We start from the raw sequence: 26,211 nt of genomic DNA, 5'->3' as shown, positions 1-26,211 counted from the left end.
TGATTGCTCAAAGCCGATCAAACATAGTAAATCGCTCAGCAATAAATGTTATTTTTGGAGAACTCGTATGAAACGTGTATTTTTGTTTTTATTAACTAACCTCGCGGTTATGTTGGTATTAGGTGTGGTGCTTTCAATCATAATGAGTGCGCTGGGCTTAAGCCATCGTAGCCTTGGCGGAATTTTACTAATAGCGACTGTATTTGGTTTTGGTGGATCGTTTATTTCGTTATTTATGTCGAAATGGATCGCCAAAAAATCAACCGGTGCGCAAGTGATCACCCAACCTCGTACCGAAACTGAACAATGGCTGGTAAGCACTGTGGCTGCTCAAGCTAAAAAAGCCGGTATTAACATGCCAGAAGTGGCTATTTACGACAGCCCAGAAATGAACGCGTTTGCAACGGGCCCGAGTAAAAATAATTCGCTGGTGGCGGTAAGTACGGGTTTATTACATAACATGAGCCAAGATCAAGCCGAAGCCGTCCTGGCACACGAAGTATCGCATGTGGCCAATGGTGACATGGTAACGCTAACGCTTATTCAAGGTGTGGTTAATACCTTTGTTATTTTTGCCGCTAAAGTACTGGCTGGCATTGTTGACAACTTTATCAATAGCGATGAAGAAGAGGGCGGCAGCAGCTGGTCTTACTTCTTATTCGATATGTTATTCCAAGTATTATTTGGCGTATTGGCAAGCATAGTGGTTGCCCATTACAGCCGAAAACGTGAATTTGCAGCCGATAACGGCGCAGCTCAGTTGGTAGGCGCAGACAAAATGCGTTCAGCCCTTGAGCGATTAAAGCAAAACCACCCATCGCAATTAGAAGGCTCAATGATGGCCTTTGGTATTGCCAGTGGTAAAGGCATGGCTGAGTTGTTTTCATCTCACCCACCGCTTGACGCACGTATAGACGCATTACGTCGTTAAAAAAAATTCAAGTTTTTCACAGTACTTGTAAACAAAAAGCCTGCATTTGCAGGCTTTTTTATGTTTAATGGTTTTTATTGCGATTGAATAATGTCAGTAATGCCCTCCGGCGAGAGTATTTCAATCCAGTAACCGTCTGGGTCTTTAATAAAGGCAAGGCCCTTCATTGAGCCGCCGTCTGGCTGTTTTACAAACTCCACATCGTATTTAGCAAAGCGCTCACAGGCAGCGTATACATCGGGTACGCTTATACCAATATGGCCAAAGCCTTTTGGTTCTTCATTACCACTGTGATAACCGCTAAAGCTGTCGTCGTTTTCAGTGCCCCAATTATGGGTAAGCTCAATCAGCGCAGGGCGGCGAAACACCCACTGCGTTTTTTGTTTATCATCGCCTTTTGGCATGTCTTGCTCGTAGCCTAAAAAGTACAAAGTAAATTCCATACCAGGAAAGTCGTACTTACCTAACAACTTCATGCCCAATACGTTTTCATAAAATGCCAGCGACGGTTTTGGATCTTTAATACGCAACATAGTTTGCTGCATCACATAGCCCTCAGTGGCCTGTGCAATTTGCTCTGGAGATTCGTTATAGCTAGACATGAGATAATCCTTAAAAAATGACTGAAAAAACCTTAATGGATTTAAAAAGGCAGGGTATACGCTCATCATAATCAACAGCAGCAAAAATTAAAACCACCGAGCTAAATTACTAGCCAGTGAGTTGGGTGTTTTGTAAGCGAAAAATAGAATATTTAGCGGTGCTGTTTATTTATACAGTAGTAGAGTTTTGTCCAATAACATTATTAAAAGTCGTTTTGGTGTATTTTAACAACGGGTGTTTTACCGCCTACGTAATTACTTGTTTACATTGAAGTTGTTTAGTGGAATTATTAAGCAATGTAATATACGCCACTTTGGGGTGTTATAAACCCCCAAAGTGGTGTTCAATAAGCTGTTATATTTTCAAACTGATTGGAGTATTAAATGAATTCAGAAGTTAAAATCGATATCCTATTTGCTGGGCTATTATTGATTCCAATATTGATCCTTGCAATTCCTTATCTTAAAAACAAGTTAGTTCTCCTTTCTCGCGGTAAAGCTTTTTCAATTATCTCATTACCAATATCAGCATATTTAATTTATGACATATCAATTGAAAGCAATGTTTTCGGCTTAATCGGTTTGTGTGTAGCGTATATAGTTTTCTTTTCTACTTATGCCGCTTCGATATCACTATTGGCTGTTTCAACAAAAAACGAAAACTTGGCGTAATAAAAATATAACAAGGCACTCAAAAGGACAAAAAACAGTTGGCTTTTTACTCCTTCGTCGCTAATTTTAGCCAACTATTTTTTGCCTCTTAGTGAGGCGTTAGCCTTACAAGGAGTTTGGTCTTGGAATCAATGTATATTTATATAATTTTCGCTTTCATAGTTATTTGGTTTATTGAAAATAGAGTCAATTTATTTACTTCCTATAAAGCTTTAATAGAAGACGGAGATAACGTTATAGTTAACCCTACTATGCTGTCTAGATGCTATGGGTTTTCATCTAAAGTAGTTGTTAAATCCAATATTACAAAAATTCAACTAGCGGATAATTGTATTAGCTTATTCACTCAAAGTGGTAACGCCATAGACATTTGGTTGCCTAAAAAGTCATGTGACACTGTGGCTAATCAGGCGAAGAAATATTTCGAAAATGCTAGTTTGGTAAAAGTGTAAGGCTAACAAGCAACTCAACGTGACACGCAACAGTTGGCCGCGTTCACTCCGTTCACAATTATGGCCAACTATTACTTAGCCCGTTAATGTGGGCGTTAGCAGTAAAGGGAGTTTCGGTGAAATACTTATCTGAGGAAAAATATTCAAATATTATTACAGAAATTCGAGATAGAGTGCTTTCTGCCGATATATTTTCAAATGAAAAGAATCGTATCTTTATTGAATGTACATCATTACAAATTAGAAAAATTTTAGAGTTAATTGCGTATTTATCAATATTAGCTAATGGGGATAAACTTAACTCGGATGAAAGAAGTGACTATCACGTAAAAAAAATAGTTGAAAACTTAAATAAAAAAACAACTATTTTTTATCCTTTTCCCAGCAGGATAATCGCTCCAGATAACAGTAATGGTCAACCTGTCTTGATTCCTTTGGGTAATAAAAGCTCATTATCACAAAAGGATTTCGCTGAAGCGTATCAGCTTTGTGGGAAAGTACTACATGCACAACATCCTCTAAAGCCTGACTTAGATATCGAATTAGTTTTTTCAAAAAATAAAGCAACAATATCAAAAATAAAGCAGTTAATTCAAAATCATACTGTGGGGATTAAAAGAGCTGAAAATCAGTATTCTTTTTTATATGTCGAAGTTGATTTTACAAATAGTGAACAAGCTAAGCCATCAACTATCAAGGCTTATAATTCTCATATTTACAGTGAGCAGCAGTTAATTGATATATTTAATAACGGTGAAGTGTAATTTACTGCTAACAAGGCATTAAAAACCAAATGGGGTCAAATCTTGACTTCAGACATCAAACTTATGTGGCAGCCTTATAAGCTGCTTTTAAAATGCTAGTGACTCACAAGCTAATTAATCTCTGAGTTAAATTAAGGAAAAGGATTTTTTATGAAAGGCATTAATTATGAAAGGTATTAAACGTATTTGGTTTTGGTTTACGCTAGTTGTGTGCCCATTGTTGATTATTTTAGGCGTGGCTACCTTTGCACAGTTATTAGGGCAGTACATCTATTCTCAGCAATTTAGTTTCTCTTCGCTATCTAGCTTTCAAATTGCGTTTATAGGGGGCGGAATTTGTGCGTTTTCTGTATTTTTAAGCACATTAAAAGAAGCAAAAATACGCTTTTTTGCAAAATGAGTTAGTTAATAGGGAAAAGTGAGGTTGTTGGTGGGCTCGCCAAGGTTTGTTTGGTTTTAAGCCTCTTTTAAAATGGCTGTAAAATTAAAAATAATAAAATGGACGACTTAAAAAAACCAAATGGGGTCAAATCTTGACTTCAGACATCAATACATGCAGCAATCTTATAAGCTGCTTTTAAAATGCTGGTGACTCACTAGCTAATTAATCTTTGTGTTAAATTAAGGAAAAGGATTTTTAATGGAAGGTATCAATTATGAAAGGTATTAAACGTATTTGGTTTTGGTTTACGCTAGTTGTGTGCCCATTATTAATTATTTTAGGTGTGGCTACCTTTGCACAGTTATTAGTGCAGTACATGTATTCTCAGCAATTTAGTTTCTCGTCACTATCAAGCTTTCAAATTGCGTTTATGGGGGGCGGAATTTGTGCGTTTTCTGTATTTTTAAACACATTAAAAGAAGCAAAAATACGCTTTTTTGCAAAATGAGTTAGTTAATAAGGAAAAGTACGTTTGTTGGTGGGCTCGCTAGGTTTGCTTGGTTTTGAGCCTGTTTTAAAACGGGTGTAAAATTAACAGCTATTAAATGGATGATTCAAGGATGAACAAAGGATTATTAAAATCGTGGAATGACGAGAAAGGCTTTGGCTTTATTAAATCAACTACACTGCTGCACGATACCTTTATACACATATCGTCGCTCAAACATATGAGCCGAAAACCTAAAGTAGGTGACATTATCTATTTTGAGGTTGCAACTGAGCCCAACGGTAAAACTAAAGCTGTAAATTGCCGTATTGAGGGCGTACTCGCACAACCACACATAAAAACTTCAACAAGGCCGGTTAAAATAAGCAAAACGTCAGGTAAAAACTCACCGTTAATGAAATTTATAACACTTGGTATTATTTTTAGTATTGGTTTTAGTGTATATAAAACCGGTTTTTTAAATACCAAGCAAACACCTGTAGTGACTAATGCTAACTTAGAGTCATTTATGCCCGCTAGTTCAAACTCAATTACTAAAACACCACCAACATTTCGTTGTGATGGCCGCCAACATTGTAGCCAAATGACCTCGTATGAAGAGGCATTATTTTTTATTCAACATTGCCCAAATACCAAAATGGACGGGGATAAAGATGGCGAGCCTTGTGAACGGCAGTTTGGGAATAGGTAGTTTTTATATTGGGGTTATTAATAAACTAAAAATTAGTTGATGCCTGTTAAGTGGAATACGATTTTTAGTAATACAGTTATAAATAGCTGGTGGATTAAAAGCCATTTACCATGGAGGTTGTTATGTTTAAAGCAATAATTGGATGTGCTGTTATATTTTCGTTTGTTTGTATGTTACTCGCGGCCGCACCTTTTACGCCTGCAATATCAGGTTCATTTATTATGCTGTTGTTTGCAGGAGCTATTGGATACAAGGGCTACCTGCAATCAAGTTTGATATTGCTGTTAATTAATACGCTGGCGGTTATTGGCAGCCCAGCTATAAATATAGAAAACACCCAAACATTACTGTTTTTACCGATATTATTTTCAATCTCATTTGGTGGTGTTTTATTAGGCGTAAGAAAGTTAACTTTAAAAAACGATTTGTAGACGAGAGTTTGCACATATTTTATAGCTAATCTATATGATGAACCAACTCTTACTTCTCTTTGTGAAAAAACCTTAAAAAGCGATTTTCATAAAGAGAAACTAAAGAGGAAAAATGCAAAAATATAGGCTTACACGTTTTTACTTCTTCTAAAAACAAAGCGTTTCTTAGGCCTCTATGTAAGTAACGCATTTATATTCAAACCTAATGAGGTCAAAAACTAAAGCACCTCAAATATAGCTGCAATGCCTTGCCCGCCGCCAATACACATTGTGACTAACCCAAACTTGCCATTAATTCGTTTGAGTTCGTACAAGCATTTAGTTGATAAAATTGCACCTGTTGCGCCTACAGGGTGCCCTAACGCAATGGCGCCGCCATTCGGGTTTACTTTATGGGCAGGGAAATTTAACTCGTTTGCAACGCACAGAGCTTGTACTGCAAAGGCCTCGTTAGACTCAATTACATCCATATCGTCAATGGTTAAGCCGGTTTTTTCAAATACCTGTTGTACTGCAGGAATAGGGCCGATACCCATTAAAGTAGGATCAACGCCTGCTCTGGCATAACCCACTAAACGAGCCAGCGGTTTTAAGCCTTGTTCATTGGCTTTTTGCTCTGACATAAGAACCAACATGGCTGCACCATCGTTTATACCTGATGAGCTTGCTGCGGTAACGGTGCCATCTTTTTTAAAGCAGGGCTTTAAAGTGGCAAGTTTTTCGGCTGTGGTATCGGCGCGAACGTGTTCGTCGGTGTCAAAAAGGTACGACCCTTTTCGCGACTTGATTTCTATTGGGAGGATTTGCTGTTTAAAATGGCCCGAGGCAATCGCTTTTGCGGCTTTATGATGGCTGTTTGCTGTGTACTCGTCTTGCTGCTGACGGCTAATTGAATATTTTTCTGCGATGTTTTCAGCAGTTATTCCCATCGGGTTATTATCCCATGGGTCTTGTAAGGTCGTGGTGAGCTCATCGACCATAGTGCTATTGCCCATTTTTTGCCCCCAGCGGTTACTTTCAAGGGTATAGGCAGAGCTACTCATGCTTTCTGCTCCGCCAGCAAGGGCTGCATCTACATCACCTAATTGAATTTGTTGTGCCGCTTGAATAATGGCTTCAAGGCCAGAGCCACATAAGCGATTAAGCGTTACAGCGTGGCTGCTTATAGGCAACCCAGCATCGAGACCAATGACCCTTGATAGGTAGGCGTCTTTAGGGCCGTTATGAATAACTTTGCCTACCACACATGAACCTACTTGGTTAGGAGAAACTTTAGACCGATTTAGGGCTTCTTTTGCGCACAAAGTGCCAAGCTCAGCTTGGCTAAAATCTTTAAGGCTGCCACCAAAGCTGCCGATAGCGGTACGAACCGCACTGAGTATTACTACGCTGTTGTTTGTATTTTTTGTCATTGTGTTCTCTTATTATTTTTATAATCACTTTGTGCTGGTGTATGTTTAATAGACTAATGCGATTAATAGTTTTATTAATGCATCAAAGCATAATTTCTCAATAAACTAAAGGCGAGGTTGGGTTTAGCTGTATGTGTTTTCTAATAAAGTGAAAGTAAAATAGGCGTGTGATATTTATATTTTTGTTTAAATTTATAAAATAGGGCTCTCATTATGAGAGCCCACGGGGATTTATAAATCAATCATTTCAATATTAACAACTACATTTTTAAAACCCGCATCTTCAAACTCTTTTTTTAACTTTTCTGCACTTGAATAATCACTAGCTGAAACACTTCGCTTACTTCTTTGGTTAGTGACAAGTGGGGTTTCGTCACCAAAGTAAACACTGCCCGCAAATTGGCTTTGTGCATAAAAGTGGCCTGTTAGGGTTGTTTTTTTAGGTCTTAAAACATGGCTTAAATAGTATTGCATTGTTGATAAGCTTGTTTGTTGTATCATCCAAGGCCAATCCCATTTTTTATTCTCACCTGGTATATAGCGGTGTTCCCATTGATACTCAATGCTTTTATCTTGACCTGCCCAACGGCCAATTACAAAATTAGCAGTGTCGTTAGGTCTGTTTTCAGGATGGCTTAATAAAGCATTGCCTCCCCAACGCATAAAGCCATTTATAGATAGATCATAGGTAATATCAGCATCGAATGAATAAGGATACGATATTGATGATTTAAACAAATCGACCTTAGCATTAAGCTTTGTGAATGCTGGTACATTGGTTCTTGCCTGTACAACTACTCGCTCAGCTTCTGAGCCGCCATTACTTGTTCCCCATGCTTGCTCCGCTGCTATTGTGACAGATAACGAAGTGTCTGATCCGCCAGTAACAGAGGGAGACTTCCATGTATTAGATAATGTAACAGACTCAGAAATACTGTAATCATTGGTTTTAGACCAATTAGTAGCCGCATCGTATTCAATTGTAACGACTGACATTTGAGCTGCTGACGTGTCATTTACTGCAGGGACTGTTAGCGTTTTTATTAGTTCTTTGTCGGCAGCAACAATATCACCTGTTATTTTATATGACTCGTTATCCATCACATATTCAAAGTTAGATACGGTAATAGCTGATTTTTCATCACATCGGTAACCATCACAACTGCCACCGTTGTAACCTTGTATTTTCCATCCTGAGCCCGCTTTAGATACCTCCATGTCATCACCCACATAGCTTGAGCGATTGCCACCAACCCACGCAAATCCCATTGTATGAGCAAGGTATGAAAGGGGTTTTATAAAACCCTCTTTTTGATTTACTAAGTCCCATTCAATTTGGCTTTGACTGCCAGGCGATACTTTTACTGGACTTAATGTAGGTATTTCATTAATGGGATCGGTAGGGTAGCACCAAGAATTTGCAGCAGACCCTTGTTTTATTTCACCTGCGTAGCCAGAACCCATAATAACCCAGCCATTAGCTAATCCCGTTATTTGCCACTTACCCATTTTGTTAGTAAGTTCATTTCTGTAGGTTTGCGCTTCAGCCTTTGTAATTAGTCTATTATCAGCTGAGCAAACTCCAGCACCTAAGCTTTCATTTTTAAGTTGATCTGGATAAATTGCAGTTGTATTAGCACTTACAAAACTTGTATGCGACAACAGCAATAGGGGTAATATTTTTTTCATTAAGTTACATCCTTTAAAATTATATTTAAATGAGGTCCTAATTAAATAATCTAATTTTGGACCGATTTTGATTCTAAAGAACTCGCTTTATTTTTATAGAGTGTTATATGAAAGTTGATTTTTCAAAAATATTAGTTGCTTAAACATTACAAAAATTAATTAAATTATTAATGCTGCGGTAGCTACATTTTGATTCCTTTGAGAGAGTGCTCTAAAAAATCAATTAAATAGCGTGTGCTTTTTGGAATTAATTTATCAGGCCATATCAGGTTTACATCTCGCTTTATGGGTTTGAACTGAGTTAATACTTCAACTAAGCTTTCGTCTTTTATATGCGGTAATAAACAATATTTAGGGCCATAATATACACCTCTTCCTTCAATAGCAGCTAAGGCACACATTTCTATATCGTTAGAAATAAAGTTAGGTTGAGGTTTAAAAATTACCTGTTCATTTTTATTTGTTTTAAAGGACCAGTTTTCGAATGGCGAGCACGATATATGGGGTAGTTTAGCTAAATCGTCAAAATTACTTGGTATGCTATATTGCTCAATTAAACTCGATGAACAAGCTAAAACAAAACTCATTTGGTTAATAACTTTACATATATTTTGAGAGCTATCTAGTTTTCCAATTCTAATGGCTAAATCAAACTCGGTGGCTTTTAAATCAAGGCGTTCATCCGATAGCATCATATGAATCTTAATATTTGGATAAAGTAATGTGAATTGATTTATAACGCCTGAGAAGTACACACTCTTTATAAAGTTTTGCGGCGCTATTAGTTTAATTTTACTCACTTTATTTTCACTGAAATTCTTAAAATTGCACAGCGTAGTTTGTAAACCTTCTACATGGGCTAGGCAGTGGCTATAAAAACTCTTTCCAGGTTCTGTTAATCGCAAACTTCCTTTTTCACGATAAAACAACGCTAACGATAAGTCTTCTTCAAGTTTTTTTATTTTTCTTTGTAAAGTGGGTAAAGGAATATTTAACTTTACTGACGCTTCATTAAATGTTTTGTAATGATTTACTTTTATAAAAAGCGCGATGATATCAAGCAAGGTAAATCTCCTGTATAAATTTAAGACATGAAATTGTATCTAGTACTTAATAATTAGTTAAAGTTATAAAACTAATTATTTAATTAAAGTACTCATTAGTCCCTTTTGTGGCAACAAAAAATTTACCTTTGTATTAGAACATTTAATATATTATTGTGAGCGAAGGTGTACTTACTTGAGGTATTAGTAATTAAAGATTCTGCAAATAACGCGTTTTTGAAAATAAAACTCAATAGAAACAATGCGTAACATTTTACGATACGTTTTAATAGACAAACAATAAACGAGTATTTACGCTAGACACACTTTTTTGGGAAATAATCATGATGCATAGGATCTGATTACCTAAATGGAATTTGCCACGATAAATCAACAGAACTGAAGGTATTAAAGATGAATGTGTTTATAAAATGGTTGATTTTAGCTGCATTAATTATTGCTGCTATTGCCTGTTATTCTTATGGTAGCACTACTGGCTTATTTATTTTTATTATTGCGGGCTTTGTTTTTGAAATGGCATTTTGGTTTAAGGTGTTTCCTATAAAAAAGAAATCGTCATGATAGGAAGCCTATTTAACCGTCTTAAAAAATGAATTTTTAAGTGGGCTTGCAGCTTTGAGAATAGAATAAATAATTAGTCTGCTATTACTTTGCTTAAATATTAGAAAGACTGCAATTTTTGCAGCCTTTTGGTTTATAAACTCAGTGGGTAACTCTATCGCCCCAAATGTCTTCCAGGCGACTATCACGGCCACAACGCCAGCGATAGGTGTTATAACGAATAGGGTTATTTTTGTAATAATCTTGGTGATAACTTTCATCGCCCTTTATAGGGTAAAAGGTTTTAGCATCAAGAATAGGGGTTACTACCGTTTGCTCAGGAAATTCGTTAACTACCGCTTGTTTAGATTGCTTAGCTAATTGTCGCTGTTGCTCATTAGCAACAAAAATCGCACTACGATAGCTTGGGCCTTTATCACAAAACTGACCTTTTGCGTCAAAAGGATCAATATTCACCCAGTAATGGTTTAAAATATCTTGATAGCTTAATACATTAGTGTTGTAGGTAACCAGAACAGCTTCGTAGTGGCCTTGGTGATTACCATTGTAGGTTGGATTTTTAAGTTCACCACCAGTAAACCCTGAGATCACATCGGTTACACCTTCGAGTTTTTCAAAGTCACTTTCCATACACCAAAAGCAGCGACCGGCTAAAATAGCTTGTTCAGTTTTAGCGTACGTTAATGAGCTAAACAAAATCCCCATAGAGGTCAATGCTAGCGCTAATGTGTGTTTCATAAAAATGTTCACCTTTAGTTATGTATAAATACTTGTATAGTAAGACCCGCTAACTTTAAAAACTCTTTCATTACAAAGCTGTTTAACGGGTTGAGCTCACTTTATATAAAACGGATGCGAAATATGAAAAGTTTAATGACGAATGATCATTTGCATGATGAATTATTAATCATTTTACAAAACAACTTTGCTCCCTCAGGGTATAAACTACCAAACGCTGATGAGTTGATACCTCATAATCAAAATGCCCAATACCATGGCTATGCATTTACTTTAAACCAAAAACGTATAATTTACAGAAAAGCTAAAGTTACACCCGACAGACCTGGCGCTTTTTTAGCACTATGGAAACGCCCATCGGATTTGAGTAATTCTAAACCAATTCCATTTGCCAATGAGTTTGACTATTTACTCGTAGAGGTTACTAGCGAAGGTTTAACCTCTACGAACAGCCAAGTTACAAATATTGAACGAGGCTTGTTCATGTTCCCCGTAAATGTATTACTAAAAAAGGGCATAGTAAGCTCTTTAAACTCTAAGGGTAAAACAGCTTTTAGAGTGTTTCCACCTTGGAGCGAAAGCAGAGCATTAAAAGGGACTGGCGCATTTAGTAATTCAGCTAAAGTTACTCAGCGTTGGCAATGCGATTATTTTTTAAAGCAAGATCAATATAAACTAATTGATTTATCTAAGTTAAACAATATCTTAGCTAACGCTGTTTAAATTTGAATTATTAAGTCACTCTACGAGCATTGTCATATATAAGGTTGTTTACTAAAGTGAAATTATAACCTTATGTAAATTTGAAAAGGGAAATCATGAACCAGTTAACCGAAAAGTCAATTAGTTGTCCTTACTGCGGCGAAACCATAGAAGTATTAATTGATGTGGCTGATATTGATGAGCAATACATAGAAGACTGCCAAGTGTGTTGTAAGCCGATTTCGTTTGTTGTATTTGAAGATAACGACGAACTTAATGTAAATGTATACAGTGAAGATGACGCGTTTTGAAGGAATCAACAAGGCGAATGACATTACAACCACTTAATAATACGCATATTATCGAGCTAATGAGTTGGTTTAATGATCAACATGACATAACTCAATGGGCTGGCCCTTACTTTAGGTACCCATTTACGGCGCAGACTTTTATTGAAGACTTAAACCTTGATGTCTCGACTTCTTTTGTATTGGTTGGACAACAAAACGTATTACTCGCTTTTGGGCAATATTATCAACAAAAAAACAAATGTCATTTGGCGCGTTTAATAGTAAACCCTATACGAAGGGGGGAGGGAATTGCAGCCTCCCTAATTAAAGCATTATGTAAACATGGGCAATTAAACTTAAATGTTAATGATTGCTCATTGTTTGTTTATAAAAACAACCTAGCAGCAGTATCGGCTTATAAAAAGCTAGGCTTTAAAGTTGCTGCTAATACCCCAGAAAATCAAAACTTAAGCCCATTACCAGAAAACTGTTTACATATGGTTAAGTGATAAATTTTCTTTAATTTAGCTATTTTGCTGTTCACGCGCTAATTGGTTAGGCAACAACTGCTCTACAATTTCTCTCGCTGGTAAGGTGTAACGTACACCATCAAACATAACCGATGTGAACTCGTTAATATTAGTAATGCCGGTAAGGGTCCAACCTTCACCACGTTTTGGGCAGTAAACAGTAGTAGTTGGTTGTATTACTTTAAAATTGTCACTCATAGTTTATCTCAATTAATGCTTGTGAATACGGTATGGTAAGTTAATAATGACGCTCTATAAAGTGCTATTTAAAGCGCGTTTACTTTATTTGGCGTAGGCATGTTTAAAACTATAAAATTACCCCGCGTTACCTTACGTTTAATTACCCACAAACACGGCGCAGCGCTATTAACTATTTTAAATAATCCACTCGTTTATGAGTTTAACGATTATAAAACCCCGCTAAATAAACAGCATATTAAGCAGCTAATTCAAGATGATATCTCGAGTTATTACCAAGGTGAAGGTGTTCGGCTTGCGATTGAACATAATATATCTGGCGACCTAATTGGTACCTGTGGTTTATATAACATAAATAGCCAAACCCAAAGTGCTTATTTGGGCTTCGAACTCGATCCTTTTTATTGGCAGCAAGGTTTAATGCAAGAAGTGCTGCGCGGTTTTATAAGCCAGATACCGAGTGTATTAAAGATAGAGCAATTATATGCAGAAATTCACGGACATAACGTTCGTAGTTATAATTTACTGACTAAGCTTGGGTTTGTGTTAAACGAGCAATTAAACAATGGTATTTGGCATAAGCAATTAACTAAAATGGGTGACGCATGAGAATAAAAAAGCGATTATTTTAAATGTGTTGCTTGCTGTTAGTGTATTTGGGGTTACAACAATTGGGTTTAGTTATTACAAAAATGATGTATCAGATTTTGTTGATGTAACCCTAGATTCAAAGGTGCTTAATGAGTCTCGTAAGGTATTTATAAGGTTCCCCGATGATTTTGATAAAAATAAAGCGTATCCACTTATTATAAAAACAGATGGTAATTTTAATTTAGCTAATTGGGATAAAGCGCTAAAAGCATTAAATACTGAAAGTATATTAAATGAGGCTATTTTAGTTGCTATACCTAATCAGTTTTTTACTGATACCCGAAATCGTGATCTTGTACCACCTTATGCAAGGAAGGACGTAAATACAAATCCTCGACCTAAACATGAAACTTCGCCAGAAATTTTTGGTAAAGCTGATTTGTTTTTAGCTTTTATAGAGCAAGAGCTACTTACTTATTTAGAGGCTAACTACAGGTTAACTGAAAACCGTATATTAACGGGATTTTCGGCAGGGGGCAGTTTTACTTTATATACGCTGCATACCAAACCAATGCTATTTAATGGTTACTTTGCATTTAGCCCTGCGGCTTGGTATGACGATATGACCGTAGTAAATCATCTTAATACCTTTTTACAAGTTAAAACACAGAGCTACTATAGACCCGCCTTATTATATTTTACTGTTGGCGGGGCTGAGCATAAATTAATGCTTGAGGCGTATAATAACTTGGAGCAAAGTTTAGTAAGCCATACTAGTAACTGGTTAGTGTGGGGCAGTAAAGTAAACCCTGATGCAAAGCATAATGATAATCCAGCATTGAGTATTACGGGGGCTTTAATGGCCTATGATGAATTTATTAATTAATAATATTGTTAAACTTTAATTGAGAGTAGTACTAGTAAAACGGCTTAACTGTATATATGTACAGTTAAGCCGTTTTGCTATAAATTATTTTATGGTGTAAATGGCTGGTGGATGTAAGGTAACACACGTAAGAACACATCATACTTAATTGTGTTTAAATGTAATCTTAGCAATGGCGTAATATAAATTATCAATTTAGTCATAAGTGGAGTGGTGGGTTTATAACGCTTATTGAGTTTGGCTATCTGGATCGTTAAATAAAGAATTTAAATAACAAAAAAGGTGGGCGGTGCTTTATTTATATCAGCACCGGTTTATACGTTTACGACTTAATTACAAAAGCGCTATTTTATTACTTAACTGTCTAAGCATATTTTCAGCATTTGGTAAGGGATCGTTTAACCCATCTATTAAGGTCATAAAATAACAGTCCATCATTACGCTTGCTTTTGTTTCATCAAACTTTGGTTGTTCACTAAAAAGCAGTTGTTTAAATTCATCCATCTGCGCTTTAAAAAAAGACGTTCTCCAAATGATGTCGCTAATTAATAGCTTACTAAATTCACTATTTTCACAATAAAAAGAATAAAGCGGATGAGCGTAATGACGTAACTTTAAGCGAGGGGAGTGCTGCGTATCTAACTGCTTTGCTTGGTTAATAATAACGGCTATTTGTTGTTGCATACCGGCCATCAATAAATCAATTTTATTTTCAAAATGACTAAACACTGTACCTACAGCAACATTGGCTGCAACTGCTATTTCTCTTGTTGATGTGTGATCGTAACCTTGCAGCAAAAATAATTCCCATGCTGAAGCTAAAATTTTATCGCGTGTCTTTTCTTTTTTACTCATTATATTTCAATGCTTTACTTGTTTGTTAAATAAAAGGGCTAAATCATTATTTGATTAATTGAGCGTGCTCAATTAATATTGTGAGCACGCTCATTTTTATAAGGATGTTACATGAAGTTTATCAAACGTGTTATTGGTTATGTACTTTTTATTCCACTAATTTATTTTTATTCTTATTTGCTAGGGCCAATATTAAAAGCAGTTTTAGTCCCAGGAGGGGTTGCTTTTTTATGGCTTATTCTAGGGCCAACAGAGGGGACGCGTGCGTTAAAAAAAGCATTTAAGAAAAAATAGCTCAAGCTTCAACTAAACAAATCGAAAAAAAGCCCTGCTATTTTGCAGGGCTTTAAGTTTAGCTTTGTGATTTTAAGCTTGAAAGCTCAACTGATATTAAAGAACGTATCTAAAACCAAAAGCAATACCGTCATCTTCCGATTGCTCCATTAGCGCTTGCTGCTGTTTATTATTACTTTCAAAATCACCAAAGTCTTTACGTGCTTCTACATAAAGTTGTGTGTCTTGGTCAATTAAGTAATGCACACCAATAACTGCAAACTGACGCTTAAATACATCGTTAGGATCGGCATTAAAGTTTGGTTGAATTACGTAGTCATCACCTGCATCAAATAAGTTATAGGCAATGAATGGTCTAAAATCGTTATCAAAGCGATACGACACAAATGTTTCAATACCAATCGCATCTTTAATTAAACGACCTATGTTATCTGTATCGTGGTTTTCGTTTTTGTTGATATTAGCGGCTACATACAAGCCTGGCGCATCAATATTGCCCCAAATAACACCTGCACCATAAATTAAATCGTCAACAGAGCGGGTTGTTCCGTCGCCATACGTTAATTCAAACTCGCCGCGGTTAATACCCGCGGTCAGTTTTAGCTTATCAGTCACGTTATAGGTTACTGCACCGCCAAACGTATAGTTAAATTCAACTTGTTGTGCAGCAGCATCTCCAGACTCAAAATTTGCTTGGCATTGTGATTCTGTAATATTACTTACATCACAAGTATAAAAAGCGCTGTTTTTTAACTGAGTTTGAACACTAAAGTCAAAGTCGTTGTAGCTATTACGGTATTGCAGTGTTTTATCACCACGACCAGTACCATTTACTGCACCATCGTCTTTGTTGTAAGTGTAAACACCGGCAGCGTTACCATCCCATACATAGCTGTAGTTTGTAGCATACACAACATCAAACCACGCACCCCATTGTTTACCAATCGTAATTTGGCCGTATTTATCGTGTTTAAGTCCTGCATAACCTAAACGATTATATAAAAACTCATCTTGAATAGATTCAAAACGGTTGTTGTATACAATATCGCTACTGCCAACAGGGTTGACACCCCATTCAACTAAAGCCATTGCTTCCCAGCCGTTTTTTAGTTGGCGTTTAAAATCAAAATTAATTCGTGAGGCACCATTGACGATTTCGTTTTGACCTTGAGTATTTATCACTCGCGCATCAATATATCCGCCTACTGCGACTGTATTTTTTTCATCCTTAAACACTTCTACTGCTGAAACACTTGGAGCAGCTAAAATACCCGCAATTGCTAGCGATACTAATTTTCTTTTCATTGTGTGTGCCTTGCCTAAATTAAAGACGTTTTTATAATTACTAAATTCGAAGTCGTGCAGACTAGCAAAGCAATAAAAGGCTCAAAAGTGAAAAATTATCAATGACAATTAGCATAAAACACGCAGCTTGTTCATTTTAAGTTAATGCTGTTTTTATTTTGTAGCCGTATAAACTGCCATTTAATTTTGGAATAAGACATTTGGCTTAAATGCAGGAGAGGGAGTGTTGAATTTTTTTCATAGTTGCGCCTGTCGGCATGGGTAGAGCTAAAACTCTAATACTATAAAAAACGTTAATATAGCCGTATTAATTGTTAATAAAAGTAAAATGCGACCAAGTCGCCTGTAAACGCGATTAAATAATTTATAAAGGGTTTTATGCTAGTTGTTTTTTTATTAAACATTTTTTTACTGCATCAACAGTACAATAATGAGTTTTACTCACCTTTTCAGCACATTTACTCGCCCAGTACTTTGGCTATTTAATTGCTTTTATAGTTAATAAACAGCCACCTTTTACTTTGAGTTTGGTGCTATAAACTTTCATAGAAAAAAACGGTGATTTGGTTTAAACTGCGCGCAATTTAAATACTTCAGTCTCCCTTGGAGGGTAGCGCTATTATTAGTACAGCTAACATCACCATGCAATTTGGTGCTAAACCGTTATTTGAAAATATCTCAGCTAAATTTGGCGAATCAAACCGTTATGGTTTAATTGGTGCTAATGGTTGCGGTAAGTCGACCTTTATGAAAATCCTTAGTGGTGAATTAGAACCATCTTCGGGTAACGTAAGTACTGATCCAAATGAGCGCGTTGCTAAACTAAACCAAGATCAATTCGCCTACGAAGAATATTCTGTTATTGATACCGTGATTATGGGTCATAAAGAATTGTGGGATATCAAACAAGAACGTGACCGTATATATAGCCTACCTGAAATGAGTGAAGAAGACGGCATGAAAGTAGCCGATCTTGAAACTGAATTTGCTGAAATGGACGGTTACTCGGCTGAATCTAAAGCGGGTGAGTTACTATTAGGTGTGGGTATTGCTACAGAGCAGCACTACGGACCTATGTCAGAAATTGCACCAGGTTTTAAACTTCGTGTGCTTCTAGCTCAAGTGTTGTTTTCAGACCCTGATATCATGCTGCTCGATGAGCCTACCAATAACTTGGACATTTATACAATTAAGTGGCTTGAAGATGTATTGAATCAACGTGACTGTACCATGATCATCATCTCGCATGACCGTCACTTTTTAAATTCGGTATGTACGCACATGGCCGATATTGACTACGGTGAACTACGTATTTACCCGGGTAACTACGATGAATACATGTTTGCAGCTACTCAAGCACGCGAACGTTTATTAAGTGAAAACGCCAAAAAGAAAAGCCAAATAGCAGAGCTTCAACAGTTTGTATCGCGTTTTTCTGCCAACGCATCAAAGGCAAAGCAAGCCACTTCACGTGCAAAACGAATTGATAAAATTCAATTAGACGAAGTAAAAGCGTCGTCACGTCAGTCGCCATTTATTCGTTTTGAACAAGAAAAGCAGTTATTCCGTAACGCACTAGAAATGACTAGCTTATCGCAAGGTTTTGAAGAAACTTTATTCTCAGGCCTTGAGGGTTTGGTTGAAGTAGGTGAACGCATTGCTATTATTGGTGAAAATGGTGTGGGTAAAACAACATTATTAAACACTTTAGCAGGACGTTTAGCGCCTAAAAGCGGTGAGTTTAAATGGTCTGAAAATGCAAACATTGGCTACTATGCACAAGATCATGCCGATGAGTTTGAAAAAGACATGAATTTGTTTGAGTGGATGGAGCAATGGCAACAAGAGGGCGACGATGAGCAAGTTGTGCGTAGCTTCTTGGGTCGTATGTTGTTTTCACAAAACGATATAAAAAAATCAGTAAAAGTAATATCTGGTGGTGAGCAAGGTCGTATGCTGTTTGGTAAAATCATGATGCATAAACCAAATATCTTATTAATGGATGAGCCAACCAACCACATGGATATGGAATCAATTGAAGCGCTTAACTTAGCACTTGAAGCGTATGAAGGTACCTTGATGTTTGTGTCACACGACCGTCAGTTTGTATCATCAGTTGCCACTCGTATTTGGGAAATTAAAGACGGTAAAGTTATCGACTTTAGAGGTAACTACTCAGAATATTTAGCGAGTAAAGAAGCTTAATTGCTGATTGTTTCGCTGTTTAAAAAAAGCCATGTTTAACATGGCTTTTTTATTGCCTGCTGGTCGCATTAGTGCAGCATTTAAGTATATAATACCCGCCATAAAACCGGACATAAGTCCGCTATTTTTAAAATACATTACTGAGGAGTATTTATGACTGTTGGCATTATTATGGGTTCTAAATCAGATTGGCCAACCATGGAACACGCCGCCCTTATGCTAGAAAAATTTGGCATTGAGTATGAAACTAAAGTGGTTTCTGCCCACCGCACTCCTCAATTACTTGCCGATTACGCAAGTTCAGCCGCAGAACGCGGTATTAAAGTTATTATTGCAGGCGCAGGTGGCGCGGCGCACTTACCGGGAATGGCGGCAGCGTTTACATCTCTGCCAGTTTTAGGCGTACCCGTTAAATCTAAAGCGCTAAACGGTGTAGACTCTCTGTTATCTATTTGCCAAATGCCAAAAGGTGTTGCGGTAGGTACCCTTGCTATTGGTGAGCCCGGTGCTGCAAACGCAGGTTTATTAGCGGCACAAATTTTAGGTTGTCAAAACCCAGAAATATTCGCAAAAATCGAAGCGTTCCGTAAAGAACAAACTGAGACTGTTTTAGCTAACCCAAATCCTGCAGAGTGATCATGAATATTTTAATTTTAGGGGCAGGGCAGCTAGCACGAATGATGAGCTTAGCTGGTGCACCGCTTAATTTAAATGTGGTTGCTTATGATGTAGGCAGCAAAAAGATTGTACATCCGCTTACAAACGAAGTGTACCCAACAACGCTCGAACAAGCGATAGAAAACGCTGATGCTATTACGGCCGAGTTTGAACATATTCCAGATGATGTACTTACACAGTGTTGTAATAGCAATAAGTTTTATCCGGGCAAACAAGCCATTAAAACCGGTGGCGACCGTGCGCTTGAAAAAGCGCTCCTAGATAAAACCGCTGTTGCATGCGCGCCATATCAATTAATTACAGAAAAAGCGCATCTTGAACTCGCGGTTCAAACACTTGGTAAGCCATTAGTCATTAAAACATGCCAAGCGGGTTACGATGGTAAAGGCCAATGGCGTTTAAAATCAGACGATCAAATTGAGCAAATTTGGGCTGAAATGGCTGATTTTATTGCATCAGGCACTGAGCACGCTCCGCATACCATAATTGCAGAAAAAATGATCCCGTTTGATCGTGAAGTCTCTATTATTGGTGCGCGCGATAAACACGGCCATGTTGCTATTTATCCATTAACTGAAAACGAGCACACCGAGGGTGTGTTAACGCTTTCGGTTGCAGGTAAAAACAATAATAGCCAACTAGAACAACAAGCAATCACGGCATTTACCCGAATTGCGAATGAGCTTAATTATGTGGGTGTACTCGCCATTGAGTTTTTTGATGTGCAAGGTACATTACTGGTTAATGAAATTGCGCCGCGAGTTCATAACTCAGGCCATTGGACGCAACAAGGTGCTCATTGCTCGCAATTTGAAAACCATATGCGCGCTGTTGCCGGCTTACCTTTAGGTAGTACGCAACTTAAGCAACCGACTGCTATGATAAATGTATTAGGCCAAGCACAAATCCCTACTGATGTGTTAAAAACAGCAGATGTAACCAGCCATTGGTACGGTAAAAGTGTAAAACCTGGTCGTAAAATGGGCCACATTAATGTATCTGCTGATAATTTACAGCAATTAGGTGAACGCCTTGGTGAACTCGCAATGTGTTTACCAGAGCAAGATTACCCCGGTGTATTAGCTACCAGCAAATCGCTATTATAAGTTAAAAAACAAAGCGATAAATTGAACTTAACTTCAATATATCGCTTTACCTTCTAAAGGTTCTTTTCAATGATCCATCCAAAGTTTCGTACTATTGTGTTTGCCTTTTTTATGGCACTTTTCATGTCAGGTTTTATGTCGTTAGTTATTTCTCTATTTAATGTTGGTATGGTCGATAACATCGTATCTATCTGGCTTAAAGCGTGGTTATTTGCCTTTTGTATTGCCTTTCCAACGGTTATATTTGTTGCCCCCGTTGTCCATAAACTGACTAATAAACTCATTCGCGCTTAACGTTATGATTATCGCTAAATTACATAAACCTGTATTTATAATATTACTGGATTTGTGCATCACTCCATTTATTGGCGCTGGTAGTGCCTTGGTTATGGGGGCGTTATTTGCGATTACCTTGGGTAACCCGTTTGCTGAGTTATCACAAAAGGCCAGTAAATGGATGCTAAAGTTGGCGGTTATGGGGCTGGGGTTTGCTGTTGATTTTAATCAGGTAATTGAGGTTGGTCGCAGCTCTTTAGTGTTAACAATTGTCAGTATTACTGCCATAATTGGGCTTGGCGAAATTTTAACTCAAGTGTTTAAACTTAATCGTAACACAGGCGTGTTAATTTCCTTTGGAACCGCTATTTGTGGTGGTAGCGCTATTGCGGCCATGGCACCGGTTATAAAAGCCAAAGATCATGAAGTGGCTGTGGCGCTAGGTATCGTATTTTTACTCAATGGTGTAGGGTTATTATTGTTCCCTGCAATTGGGCACTATTTTGAATTAACCCAAGAGCAGTTTGGATTATGGGCTGCACTTGCAATTCATGATACCAGCAGCGTGGTAGGTGCATCGGCTACTTATGGTGCAGTGGCACTGAGCATAGCAACAACAGTGAAGCTTACTCGTGCTATGTGGATTATTCCATACACTACGCTTGCGGGTGTGTTTATGCGCTCAGATGAAAAGGCGAGTATTCCATTATTTATTGTAGGCTTTTTATTAGCCGCATTAATTAATACCTATGTGCCGTCGCTTTCATCTTATTGGGAGTTGATAAACATTGCAGCGAAGCAAATACTAGTGATGACACTGTTTTTAATTGGTAGTGGTTTGTCGTTATCGGTACTAAAGCAAGCGGGAATTAAACCGTTTTTAATGGCTGTGATTCTTTGGATCGTGGTTAGCAGTGTTATTTTATTATTAATTATAGATGGATTCATATAATGAGACATGATCTCGGTATTAAAATTATTGGTGGCTTTTTATTGTCACTGGTTTCAGCAAGCTATGTTCACGCAGAGTCATTACGGGTCGCAACGTTTAATGTCAGTATGGATGCAACCAATTACACCGCTAAAAATGAAAAAGTAAAAAGCGATGCCTTAGTTAACGCGCTGCGCTCTGACCACCAGCAAATTAAAAATATTGCTGAAATAATTCAACGCGTTCGTCCAGATGTGGTGCTTTTAAATGAATTTGACTACGTCCCTAAATCACAAGGGATAGAATACTTTAAAACCCATTACTTAAATGTAGGGCAAAACGATCAAGCGGCTATCGATTATCCTTATGTTTACATTGCACCAGTTAACACAGGCTTAGCCACAGAGTTTGATTTAGACAACGATGGCAAAAAAAATTGTGTGATGGGCGATGCGCAAGGTTTTGGATTTTTTGAAGGCCACTACGCAATGGCGTTTTTGTCTCGTTACCCCATTGATTTTGACAACATCAGAACCCTGCAAACGTTTAAGCACAAAGATTTACCGAATGTGAAAATGCCGGTAGATCCAAAAACCAATACAAATTGGTATAACGAAGAAGAATGGAATGCTTTACGTTTAAGCTCTAAATCGTTTTGGGATATACCGGTAAAAGTAAATGATAAAGTAGTTCACATGTTAGCCTCGCATCCTACGCCGCCTGTGTTTGATGGTGATGAAGACAGAAACGGCATTCGTAATCATGATGAAATTAGATTAATTGCTGATTACGTTAATAACGAAAGTTACCTGTATGACGATAACGGTAAAAAGGGCGGCCTTGCAGCAAAATCACGCTTTGTGATTTTAGGTGACTTAAATGCCGCCCCTGAGGGCGATAAAAAGCGCACAAATACAACAGATCAGTTACTTAAAAGCCCGATGATTAATGCCGGTTTTATTCCAACCAGTGAGGGCGCTAAAGAGCAATACCCACAAGCTTATGCTAAAAATTACACTGCTAACTGGCAGGCACGCGTTGATTACGTTCTGCCTTCAAATTATGGACTAACCATTAAAGATGGTGGCGTATTTTGGCCGAAAAAACAAAGCGAATTGTACCGTTTAATCAAAGATAGAAACGCATCAAGTGACCACCGTATGGTATGGCTTGATTTAACGGTTGAATAAACGGGTTACTCACCCCGATATCAGCGTTGTTTATCTTAAATAATTGCAATTATAAAGGTGCTTCTGCTTAAATACGGTTAATTATAATAACCGTTAAGAAGCACTATGATTTTTAAATTTTCATCTTCTAAAACACTTGTTGCAATGGCTGTTGCGTCAAGTATTATGTTAGCGGGCTGTACAGCAACCGCCACCACTTCTAATGACTCAGCTATTCAAACAAATACCAAGGTTGCAAGTGTTGTTAACACACCTGCAGACATGGGTGTCTCAAAAATTACGCTTGAACAAGCGATGGCTCACCCTGATTGGATTGGACGTCAACCGCAAGGTGCATTTTGGAGTGCTGACTCAAGTACTGTTATTTACGCGCGAAAACAACAAGGTAGTGAGCTAAGAGATTTATTCACTCAAGCTGTAAACGCTCAAACAGCAGAGCAAGTGGCTTTAAATCAGCTTCACAGCGTAGGCTCAAGTAAAGCTGTTTTTTCTAACGATAAATCACTTCAAGCTTATGTGTTTGAAGGCAACATATTTATTAAAAACGTACAGTCAGGCGTAATTAAGCAAATTACGCAAAGCTCAGCCACCGAGTCAAAACCACAATTTTTAAACGATGGTAACTTAGCGTATCGCCAAGGTAATATCTTTTTTAAAGTAGATTTAACCACAGGTTTAACCCGTGAAATTGCTAATTTAAAACTGGCTGACAAACCACAAGGCGTAAAAGAGCCAACAACTTATATTGCCAAAGAACAACATAAGCTGATTGATTACATTGCACTGCAGCATAAAAACAAACAAGACAAGTATGCGCGAAATGAGCAAGTTAAAACCCAAAATAGCTCAATTGCCAACACGCATTACTATTTAGGTGATGGCAACACGGTTGATGAAGCCCAGCTTTCTCCAAATGGCGACGCGTTAATTGTGGTTGTTCAAGAAAAAAGTTCATGGCGTGGTGAAGGCGATATTATGCCTAACTACATCACTGATGATGCGACTATAGAGCCTAAAAAAGTTCGCCGTCGTGTGGCTGACGCTAAAGAGCAAACTTCTGAAATTGTTTATATTAACCTTGCAGATCAAAGCCAAACTACTTTAGGGTTTAATACCTTGCCTGGTTTTGATGAAGATGTACTCGCTGAGGTTAAAAAAGAAAACTATGCCCGTGAAGGCAAAACGTATAAGTCTAAGAAGCAACCGCGTGGCATTAATGTAATTTCAGACTGGGGATGGGATCAATCGCCTATCAGCTGGAACGATGATGGCAGCCAAGTGGCGATTATGCTTGAAGCGTGGGATAACAAAGATCGTTGGTTGGCCACCGTTGATTTTGAAAATAACAAACTCGTATCTCAACACCGTTTACATGACGATGCGTGGATTGCGTATGCGTTTAACGACTTTGGTTGGTTAAATGATTCAACCACGCTGTATTATTTATCGGAAGAGTCGGGGTACAGTCAGCTTTATAAAAAGCCTTTAAATGGCAAGGCTACGGCTTTAACACAAGGTCAGTTTGAAGTGTCTGACTTAACGCTTACTGATGACAATAGTGCTATTTATTATAAAGCGAATGTTGAGCATCCGGGTCTTTACGAAATATACCGCGTTAATCCACAAACAGGTGTTAGTGAGCAAGTAACCGACTTAAACGGTATGACGGATTACACCTTAAGCCCTGATAAATCTAAGTTATTACTTAGACATTCTAAAATCACTATGCCGACTGAACTTTATGTGGCAGAGGCTAAAGCAAACACAACCGCGACTCGTTTAACCAATACGGTATCTGATGCGTTTTTAGCTAAAAAACTAACAGCGCCTAAAATTGTTGCTGTGCCATCAAGTCATACAGATCAGCCCATATACGCCAAAGTCTATTACCCCGCTGATTACCAAGAGGGTGAAACAGGCAAAACCCGCAAAGCGGTTATTTTTAACCACGGTGCAGGGTACTTGCAAAATTCACACATGGGGTGGTCTGGCTACTTCCGTGAATTTATGTTCCATTCATTACTAGCAGATGAAGGTTATGTAGTAATGGATATGGATTACCGCGCATCTAAAGGCTATGGTCGTGATTGGCGAACGGCTATTTATCGCCAAATGGGAACACCTGAAACACAAGATCTAGCCGATGGCGTAAAATGGATGGCGGATAATGCCAATGTTAATACCCAAGCGGTAGGGACTTACGGTGGCTCTTATGGTGGGTTTATGACCTTCATGGCGTTATTTACCGCACCAGACTTGTTTCAATCAGGCGCAGCGCTTCGTCCAGTGACTGATTGGGCTCATTACAACACAGGTTATACGGCTAACATTTTGAATCACCCTGATGTTGACCCGATTGCCTATGAGCGTAGTTCACCTATTTATTATGCAGAAGGGCTTAAAAAGCATTTATTAATAAATGCGCCTATGGTTGATGATAATGTGTTCTTTCAAGATTCAGTGCGTTTAGTACAGCGTTTAATAGAACTTGAAAAAGAAAACTTTGAAACAGCAATCTTCCCAGTAGAACCGCATGGTTTTGTTCAGCCTTCGAGCTGGTTAGATGAATACCGTCGAATTTATAAACTGTTTAAAGAAACGCTTTAATCGACTAAAAATAAAAACGCCACTTATGTGGCGTTTTTTTAACCGTGTTTATTATCGTTTTTGATGTGTTTTACAACCAGCGGCACAGCTAATATAACCCCACCAATTGCACCAATTAAATGCGCATCAACGGCCACCGTTGATTGAATGAGTTGACCTATTTCTGCGCTTGGACCATTAACTTGCTCAAGAATAAGTTTTATCCATACACCAATAAACAAGATATAACCTGATTTTAGCCCGACGGTGACATCTTTTATGGCCCCCCACACGATCACGCCATGCAATAGCGCACTCAGCCCTGTATAAATAATGATTGTTGGACAAAACCAATAAACACCCAAGCCACACCAAAGCGCAAGGAGTGCAATATTAAAGCTGTATTGCTTAGGTGTAGTATATTCACCGTGCAATAACCAAATAAGCGCGATACCAGCACAATTTAAACCTAGGTGTACCCAGTTAGCATGTACAAATTGACTCGTAAATAAGCGCCATAGTTGGCCTTGTTCAATTAATGGGCGATTAAACTCAAGCTCATTGTTCATACCAAGCCATGCTAAGAGCGTACTTAATACAATTAAACACAAGGGGGGTAAAACATAACGCGGCTGAAGGGGTAAATTAAGCATTTAATGATCATTTTTTTATATTTATTTTTGCATATTGT

30 protein-coding genes are annotated in these 26,211 nt (G+C 37.8%); 21 read left to right on the top strand and 9 right to left on the bottom strand.

What is annotated here, in order from left to right; translation table 11 throughout:
- The first annotated feature begins 67 nt into the window (after nt 1-67).
- A complete protein-coding gene (htpX, locus tag KK487_RS08015; RefSeq protein WP_215521686.1) occupies nt 68-931 on the top strand; it encodes a protease HtpX in 864 nt (287 codons plus the stop codon).
- Nucleotides 932-1,005: 74 nt separating this feature from the next.
- Here the strand turns inward: htpX and gloA are convergent, their stop codons facing one another.
- Entirely contained in the window at nt 1,006-1,533 is a 528-nt protein-coding gene (gene gloA / locus KK487_RS08010; RefSeq protein WP_138686930.1) for a lactoylglutathione lyase, read from the bottom strand.
- A 384-nt stretch (nt 1,534-1,917) separates the two neighbouring features.
- Here gloA and KK487_RS08005 point away from each other — a divergent pair, with 384 nt between their 5' ends.
- The 6 genes from KK487_RS08005 to KK487_RS07980 all read left to right on the top strand — a co-directional run bounded on the left by KK487_RS08005 (nt 1,918) and on the right by KK487_RS07980 (nt 5,433).
- Nucleotides 1,918-2,205 carry a hypothetical protein gene (locus KK487_RS08005; protein ID WP_131691426.1) on the top strand — a complete coding sequence of 96 codons (288 nt, stop codon included), beginning with the start codon at nt 1,918-1,920 and terminating at the stop codon, nt 2,203-2,205.
- A gap of 568 nt (nt 2,206-2,773) precedes the next feature.
- Nucleotides 2,774-3,421: a hypothetical protein gene (locus KK487_RS08000; protein ID WP_215521685.1), complete on the top strand. Its 648-nt coding sequence runs from the start codon at nt 2,774-2,776 to the stop codon at nt 3,419-3,421.
- A gap of 166 nt (nt 3,422-3,587) precedes the next feature.
- Entirely contained in the window at nt 3,588-3,821 is a 234-nt protein-coding gene (locus KK487_RS07995; protein ID WP_215521684.1) for a hypothetical protein, read from the top strand.
- A 256-nt stretch (nt 3,822-4,077) separates the two neighbouring features.
- Complete coding sequence (locus KK487_RS07990) at nt 4,078-4,311, top strand: hypothetical protein (RefSeq protein WP_058154635.1); 234 nt, start codon at nt 4,078-4,080, stop codon at nt 4,309-4,311.
- Nucleotides 4,312-4,423: 112 nt separating this feature from the next.
- A complete protein-coding gene (locus KK487_RS07985; protein WP_215521683.1) occupies nt 4,424-5,002 on the top strand; it encodes an excalibur calcium-binding domain-containing protein in 579 nt (192 codons plus the stop codon).
- A gap of 122 nt (nt 5,003-5,124) precedes the next feature.
- Nucleotides 5,125-5,433 carry a DUF6419 family natural product biosynthesis protein gene (locus KK487_RS07980; protein ID WP_215521682.1) on the top strand — a complete coding sequence of 103 codons (309 nt, stop codon included), beginning with the start codon at nt 5,125-5,127 and terminating at the stop codon, nt 5,431-5,433.
- Nucleotides 5,434-5,651: 218 nt separating this feature from the next.
- Here KK487_RS07980 and KK487_RS07975 read toward each other — a convergent pair whose 3' ends face one another.
- The 3 genes from KK487_RS07975 to KK487_RS07965 form a co-directional block, all read right to left on the bottom strand.
- The gene (locus tag KK487_RS07975) at nt 5,652-6,845 is read right to left on the bottom strand and encodes an acetyl-CoA C-acyltransferase family protein (protein WP_215521681.1); all 1,194 of its coding nucleotides are present in this window, start codon (nt 6,843-6,845) and stop codon (nt 5,652-5,654) included.
- A gap of 231 nt (nt 6,846-7,076) precedes the next feature.
- Nucleotides 7,077-8,534, bottom strand: a complete 1,458-nt coding sequence (locus KK487_RS07970) for an aerolysin family beta-barrel pore-forming toxin (RefSeq protein WP_215521680.1) — start codon at nt 8,532-8,534, stop codon at nt 7,077-7,079.
- A gap of 182 nt (nt 8,535-8,716) precedes the next feature.
- Nucleotides 8,717-9,598 carry a LysR family transcriptional regulator gene (locus KK487_RS07965; RefSeq protein ID WP_215521679.1) on the bottom strand — a complete coding sequence of 294 codons (882 nt, stop codon included), beginning with the start codon at nt 9,596-9,598 and terminating at the stop codon, nt 8,717-8,719.
- 393 nt (nt 9,599-9,991) lie between these two features.
- Between KK487_RS07965 and KK487_RS07960 the strand changes: the two genes are divergently transcribed.
- Nucleotides 9,992-10,159 carry a hypothetical protein gene (locus KK487_RS07960; protein WP_167380509.1) on the top strand — a complete coding sequence of 56 codons (168 nt, stop codon included), beginning with the start codon at nt 9,992-9,994 and terminating at the stop codon, nt 10,157-10,159.
- Nucleotides 10,160-10,300: 141 nt separating this feature from the next.
- Here the strand turns inward: KK487_RS07960 and msrA are convergent, their stop codons facing one another.
- Nucleotides 10,301-10,897 carry a peptide-methionine (S)-S-oxide reductase MsrA gene (gene msrA / locus KK487_RS07955; protein ID WP_215521678.1) on the bottom strand — a complete coding sequence of 199 codons (597 nt, stop codon included), beginning with the start codon at nt 10,895-10,897 and terminating at the stop codon, nt 10,301-10,303.
- Between the two features lie 123 nt (nt 10,898-11,020).
- On the opposite strand from msrA, the gene KK487_RS07950 reads away from it, so the two are divergent.
- The 3 genes from KK487_RS07950 to KK487_RS07940 all read left to right on the top strand — a co-directional run bounded on the left by KK487_RS07950 (nt 11,021) and on the right by KK487_RS07940 (nt 12,398).
- Nucleotides 11,021-11,620: a MepB family protein gene (locus tag KK487_RS07950; protein WP_215521677.1), complete on the top strand. Its 600-nt coding sequence runs from the start codon at nt 11,021-11,023 to the stop codon at nt 11,618-11,620.
- A 95-nt stretch (nt 11,621-11,715) separates the two neighbouring features.
- The gene (locus KK487_RS07945) at nt 11,716-11,910 is read left to right on the top strand and encodes a CPXCG motif-containing cysteine-rich protein (protein ID WP_036956501.1); all 195 of its coding nucleotides are present in this window, start codon (nt 11,716-11,718) and stop codon (nt 11,908-11,910) included.
- A 17-nt stretch (nt 11,911-11,927) separates the two neighbouring features.
- Entirely contained in the window at nt 11,928-12,398 is a 471-nt protein-coding gene (locus tag KK487_RS07940; RefSeq protein WP_215521676.1) for a GNAT family N-acetyltransferase, read from the top strand.
- A gap of 15 nt (nt 12,399-12,413) precedes the next feature.
- On the opposite strand, the gene KK487_RS07935 is transcribed toward KK487_RS07940, so the two are convergent.
- Nucleotides 12,414-12,617 carry a hypothetical protein gene (locus KK487_RS07935; protein WP_013464954.1) on the bottom strand — a complete coding sequence of 68 codons (204 nt, stop codon included), beginning with the start codon at nt 12,615-12,617 and terminating at the stop codon, nt 12,414-12,416.
- A 99-nt stretch (nt 12,618-12,716) separates the two neighbouring features.
- On the opposite strand from KK487_RS07935, the gene KK487_RS07930 reads away from it, so the two are divergent.
- Both KK487_RS07930 and KK487_RS07925 read left to right on the top strand, forming a co-directional pair.
- The gene (locus KK487_RS07930) at nt 12,717-13,226 is read left to right on the top strand and encodes a GNAT family N-acetyltransferase (protein WP_215521675.1); all 510 of its coding nucleotides are present in this window, start codon (nt 12,717-12,719) and stop codon (nt 13,224-13,226) included.
- Entirely contained in the window at nt 13,216-14,094 is an 879-nt protein-coding gene (locus KK487_RS07925; RefSeq protein WP_215521674.1) for an alpha/beta hydrolase, read from the top strand. Before KK487_RS07930 ends, KK487_RS07925 begins: the two co-directional genes overlap by 11 nt.
- Nucleotides 14,095-14,427: 333 nt before the next feature.
- Here KK487_RS07925 and KK487_RS07920 read toward each other — a convergent pair whose 3' ends face one another.
- Nucleotides 14,428-14,949 (bottom strand): TetR/AcrR family transcriptional regulator, encoded by a 522-nt coding sequence (locus KK487_RS07920; protein WP_028835232.1) that lies wholly within the window; start codon nt 14,947-14,949, stop codon nt 14,428-14,430.
- Between the two features lie 111 nt (nt 14,950-15,060).
- Here KK487_RS07920 and KK487_RS07915 point away from each other — a divergent pair, with 111 nt between their 5' ends.
- A complete protein-coding gene (locus KK487_RS07915; protein ID WP_024602491.1) occupies nt 15,061-15,243 on the top strand; it encodes a hypothetical protein in 183 nt (60 codons plus the stop codon).
- Nucleotides 15,244-15,339: 96 nt separating this feature from the next.
- Here the strand turns inward: KK487_RS07915 and KK487_RS07910 are convergent, their stop codons facing one another.
- Entirely contained in the window at nt 15,340-16,548 is a 1,209-nt protein-coding gene (locus KK487_RS07910) for a porin (RefSeq protein WP_028835233.1), read from the bottom strand.
- 618 nt (nt 16,549-17,166) lie between these two features.
- Here KK487_RS07910 and KK487_RS07905 point away from each other — a divergent pair.
- The 7 genes from KK487_RS07905 (at nt 17,167) to KK487_RS07875 (ending at nt 25,541) form a co-directional block, all read left to right on the top strand.
- Nucleotides 17,167-18,753 (top strand): ABC-F family ATPase, encoded by a 1,587-nt coding sequence (locus KK487_RS07905; RefSeq protein ID WP_214552433.1) that lies wholly within the window; start codon nt 17,167-17,169, stop codon nt 18,751-18,753.
- A 153-nt stretch (nt 18,754-18,906) separates the two neighbouring features.
- The gene (gene purE / locus KK487_RS07900; protein ID WP_013464946.1) at nt 18,907-19,389 is read left to right on the top strand and encodes a 5-(carboxyamino)imidazole ribonucleotide mutase; all 483 of its coding nucleotides are present in this window, start codon (nt 18,907-18,909) and stop codon (nt 19,387-19,389) included.
- 2 nt (nt 19,390-19,391) lie between these two features.
- Nucleotides 19,392-20,537 (top strand): 5-(carboxyamino)imidazole ribonucleotide synthase, encoded by a 1,146-nt coding sequence (locus KK487_RS07895; RefSeq protein ID WP_064664141.1) that lies wholly within the window; start codon nt 19,392-19,394, stop codon nt 20,535-20,537.
- A gap of 69 nt (nt 20,538-20,606) precedes the next feature.
- Nucleotides 20,607-20,831, top strand: coding sequence for a DUF2798 domain-containing protein (locus tag KK487_RS07890; protein WP_013464944.1), 225 nt, complete (start codon nt 20,607-20,609; stop codon nt 20,829-20,831).
- Nucleotides 20,832-20,835: 4 nt separating this feature from the next.
- Entirely contained in the window at nt 20,836-21,765 is a 930-nt protein-coding gene (locus tag KK487_RS07885) for a YeiH family protein (protein WP_215521673.1), read from the top strand.
- Nucleotides 21,765-22,934, top strand: a complete 1,170-nt coding sequence (locus KK487_RS07880) for an endonuclease/exonuclease/phosphatase family protein (protein ID WP_215521672.1) — start codon at nt 21,765-21,767, stop codon at nt 22,932-22,934. Before KK487_RS07885 ends, KK487_RS07880 begins: the two co-directional genes overlap by 1 nt.
- 105 nt (nt 22,935-23,039) lie before the next feature.
- On the top strand, nt 23,040-25,541 hold the full coding sequence (locus KK487_RS07875; RefSeq protein WP_215521671.1) for a S9 family peptidase: 2,502 nt from the start codon (nt 23,040-23,042) through the stop codon (nt 25,539-25,541).
- Between the two features lie 38 nt (nt 25,542-25,579).
- Here KK487_RS07875 and rrtA read toward each other — a convergent pair whose 3' ends face one another.
- A complete protein-coding gene (rrtA, locus tag KK487_RS07870; protein ID WP_058154611.1) occupies nt 25,580-26,173 on the bottom strand; it encodes a rhombosortase in 594 nt (197 codons plus the stop codon).
- Nucleotides 26,174-26,211: the final 38 nt, after the last annotated feature.

It is taken from the genome of Pseudoalteromonas sp. SiA1, assembly GCF_018732205.1.
Taxonomy (GTDB): Bacteria; Pseudomonadota; Gammaproteobacteria; order Enterobacterales; family Alteromonadaceae; genus Pseudoalteromonas; species Pseudoalteromonas tetraodonis.
The sequence above is the reverse complement of the archived record's forward strand: the minus strand, read 5'-3'. Positions and strand labels throughout refer to the sequence as shown.

Bases quoted from the DNA above. Each gene is read 5' to 3' on its own strand.
- KK487_RS07880 (WP_215521672.1), top strand. From the start codon at position 21,765: ATGAGACATGATCTCGGTATTAAAATTATTGGTGGCTTTTTATTGTCA.
- KK487_RS07990 (WP_058154635.1), top strand. From the start codon at position 4,078: ATGAAAGGTATTAAACGTATTTGGTTTTGGTTTACGCTAGTTGTGTGC.
- KK487_RS07940 (WP_215521676.1), top strand. From the start codon at position 11,928: ATGACATTACAACCACTTAATAATACGCATATTATCGAGCTAATGAGT.
- KK487_RS07875 (WP_215521671.1), top strand. From the start codon at position 23,040: ATGATTTTTAAATTTTCATCTTCTAAAACACTTGTTGCAATGGCTGTT.
- KK487_RS07945 (WP_036956501.1), top strand. From the start codon at position 11,716: ATGAACCAGTTAACCGAAAAGTCAATTAGTTGTCCTTACTGCGGCGAA.
- gloA (WP_138686930.1), bottom strand. From the start codon at position 1,533: ATGTCTAGCTATAACGAATCTCCAGAGCAAATTGCACAGGCCACTGAG.
- KK487_RS07950 (WP_215521677.1), top strand. From the start codon at position 11,021: ATGAAAAGTTTAATGACGAATGATCATTTGCATGATGAATTATTAATC.
- htpX (WP_215521686.1), top strand. From the start codon at position 68: ATGAAACGTGTATTTTTGTTTTTATTAACTAACCTCGCGGTTATGTTG.
- KK487_RS07895 (WP_064664141.1), top strand. From the start codon at position 19,392: ATGAATATTTTAATTTTAGGGGCAGGGCAGCTAGCACGAATGATGAGC.
- KK487_RS07935 (WP_013464954.1), bottom strand. From the start codon at position 12,617: ATGAGTGACAATTTTAAAGTAATACAACCAACTACTACTGTTTACTGC.
- KK487_RS07915 (WP_024602491.1), top strand. From the start codon at position 15,061: ATGAAGTTTATCAAACGTGTTATTGGTTATGTACTTTTTATTCCACTA.
- msrA (WP_215521678.1), bottom strand. From the start codon at position 10,897: ATGAAACACACATTAGCGCTAGCATTGACCTCTATGGGGATTTTGTTT.
- KK487_RS07975 (WP_215521681.1), bottom strand. From the start codon at position 6,845: ATGACAAAAAATACAAACAACAGCGTAGTAATACTCAGTGCGGTTCGT.
- KK487_RS07890 (WP_013464944.1), top strand. From the start codon at position 20,607: ATGATCCATCCAAAGTTTCGTACTATTGTGTTTGCCTTTTTTATGGCA.
- KK487_RS07920 (WP_028835232.1), bottom strand. From the start codon at position 14,949: ATGAGTAAAAAAGAAAAGACACGCGATAAAATTTTAGCTTCAGCATGG.
- KK487_RS07980 (WP_215521682.1), top strand. From the start codon at position 5,125: ATGTTTAAAGCAATAATTGGATGTGCTGTTATATTTTCGTTTGTTTGT.
- KK487_RS07930 (WP_215521675.1), top strand. From the start codon at position 12,717: ATGTTTAAAACTATAAAATTACCCCGCGTTACCTTACGTTTAATTACC.
- rrtA (WP_058154611.1), bottom strand. From the start codon at position 26,173: ATGCTTAATTTACCCCTTCAGCCGCGTTATGTTTTACCCCCCTTGTGT.
- KK487_RS07985 (WP_215521683.1), top strand. From the start codon at position 4,424: ATGAACAAAGGATTATTAAAATCGTGGAATGACGAGAAAGGCTTTGGC.
- KK487_RS08005 (WP_131691426.1), top strand. From the start codon at position 1,918: ATGAATTCAGAAGTTAAAATCGATATCCTATTTGCTGGGCTATTATTG.
- KK487_RS07910 (WP_028835233.1), bottom strand. From the start codon at position 16,548: ATGAAAAGAAAATTAGTATCGCTAGCAATTGCGGGTATTTTAGCTGCT.
- KK487_RS07885 (WP_215521673.1), top strand. From the start codon at position 20,836: ATGATTATCGCTAAATTACATAAACCTGTATTTATAATATTACTGGAT.
- KK487_RS07960 (WP_167380509.1), top strand. From the start codon at position 9,992: ATGAATGTGTTTATAAAATGGTTGATTTTAGCTGCATTAATTATTGCT.
- KK487_RS07995 (WP_215521684.1), top strand. From the start codon at position 3,588: ATGAAAGGTATTAAACGTATTTGGTTTTGGTTTACGCTAGTTGTGTGC.
- purE (WP_013464946.1), top strand. From the start codon at position 18,907: ATGACTGTTGGCATTATTATGGGTTCTAAATCAGATTGGCCAACCATG.
- KK487_RS07970 (WP_215521680.1), bottom strand. From the start codon at position 8,534: ATGAAAAAAATATTACCCCTATTGCTGTTGTCGCATACAAGTTTTGTA.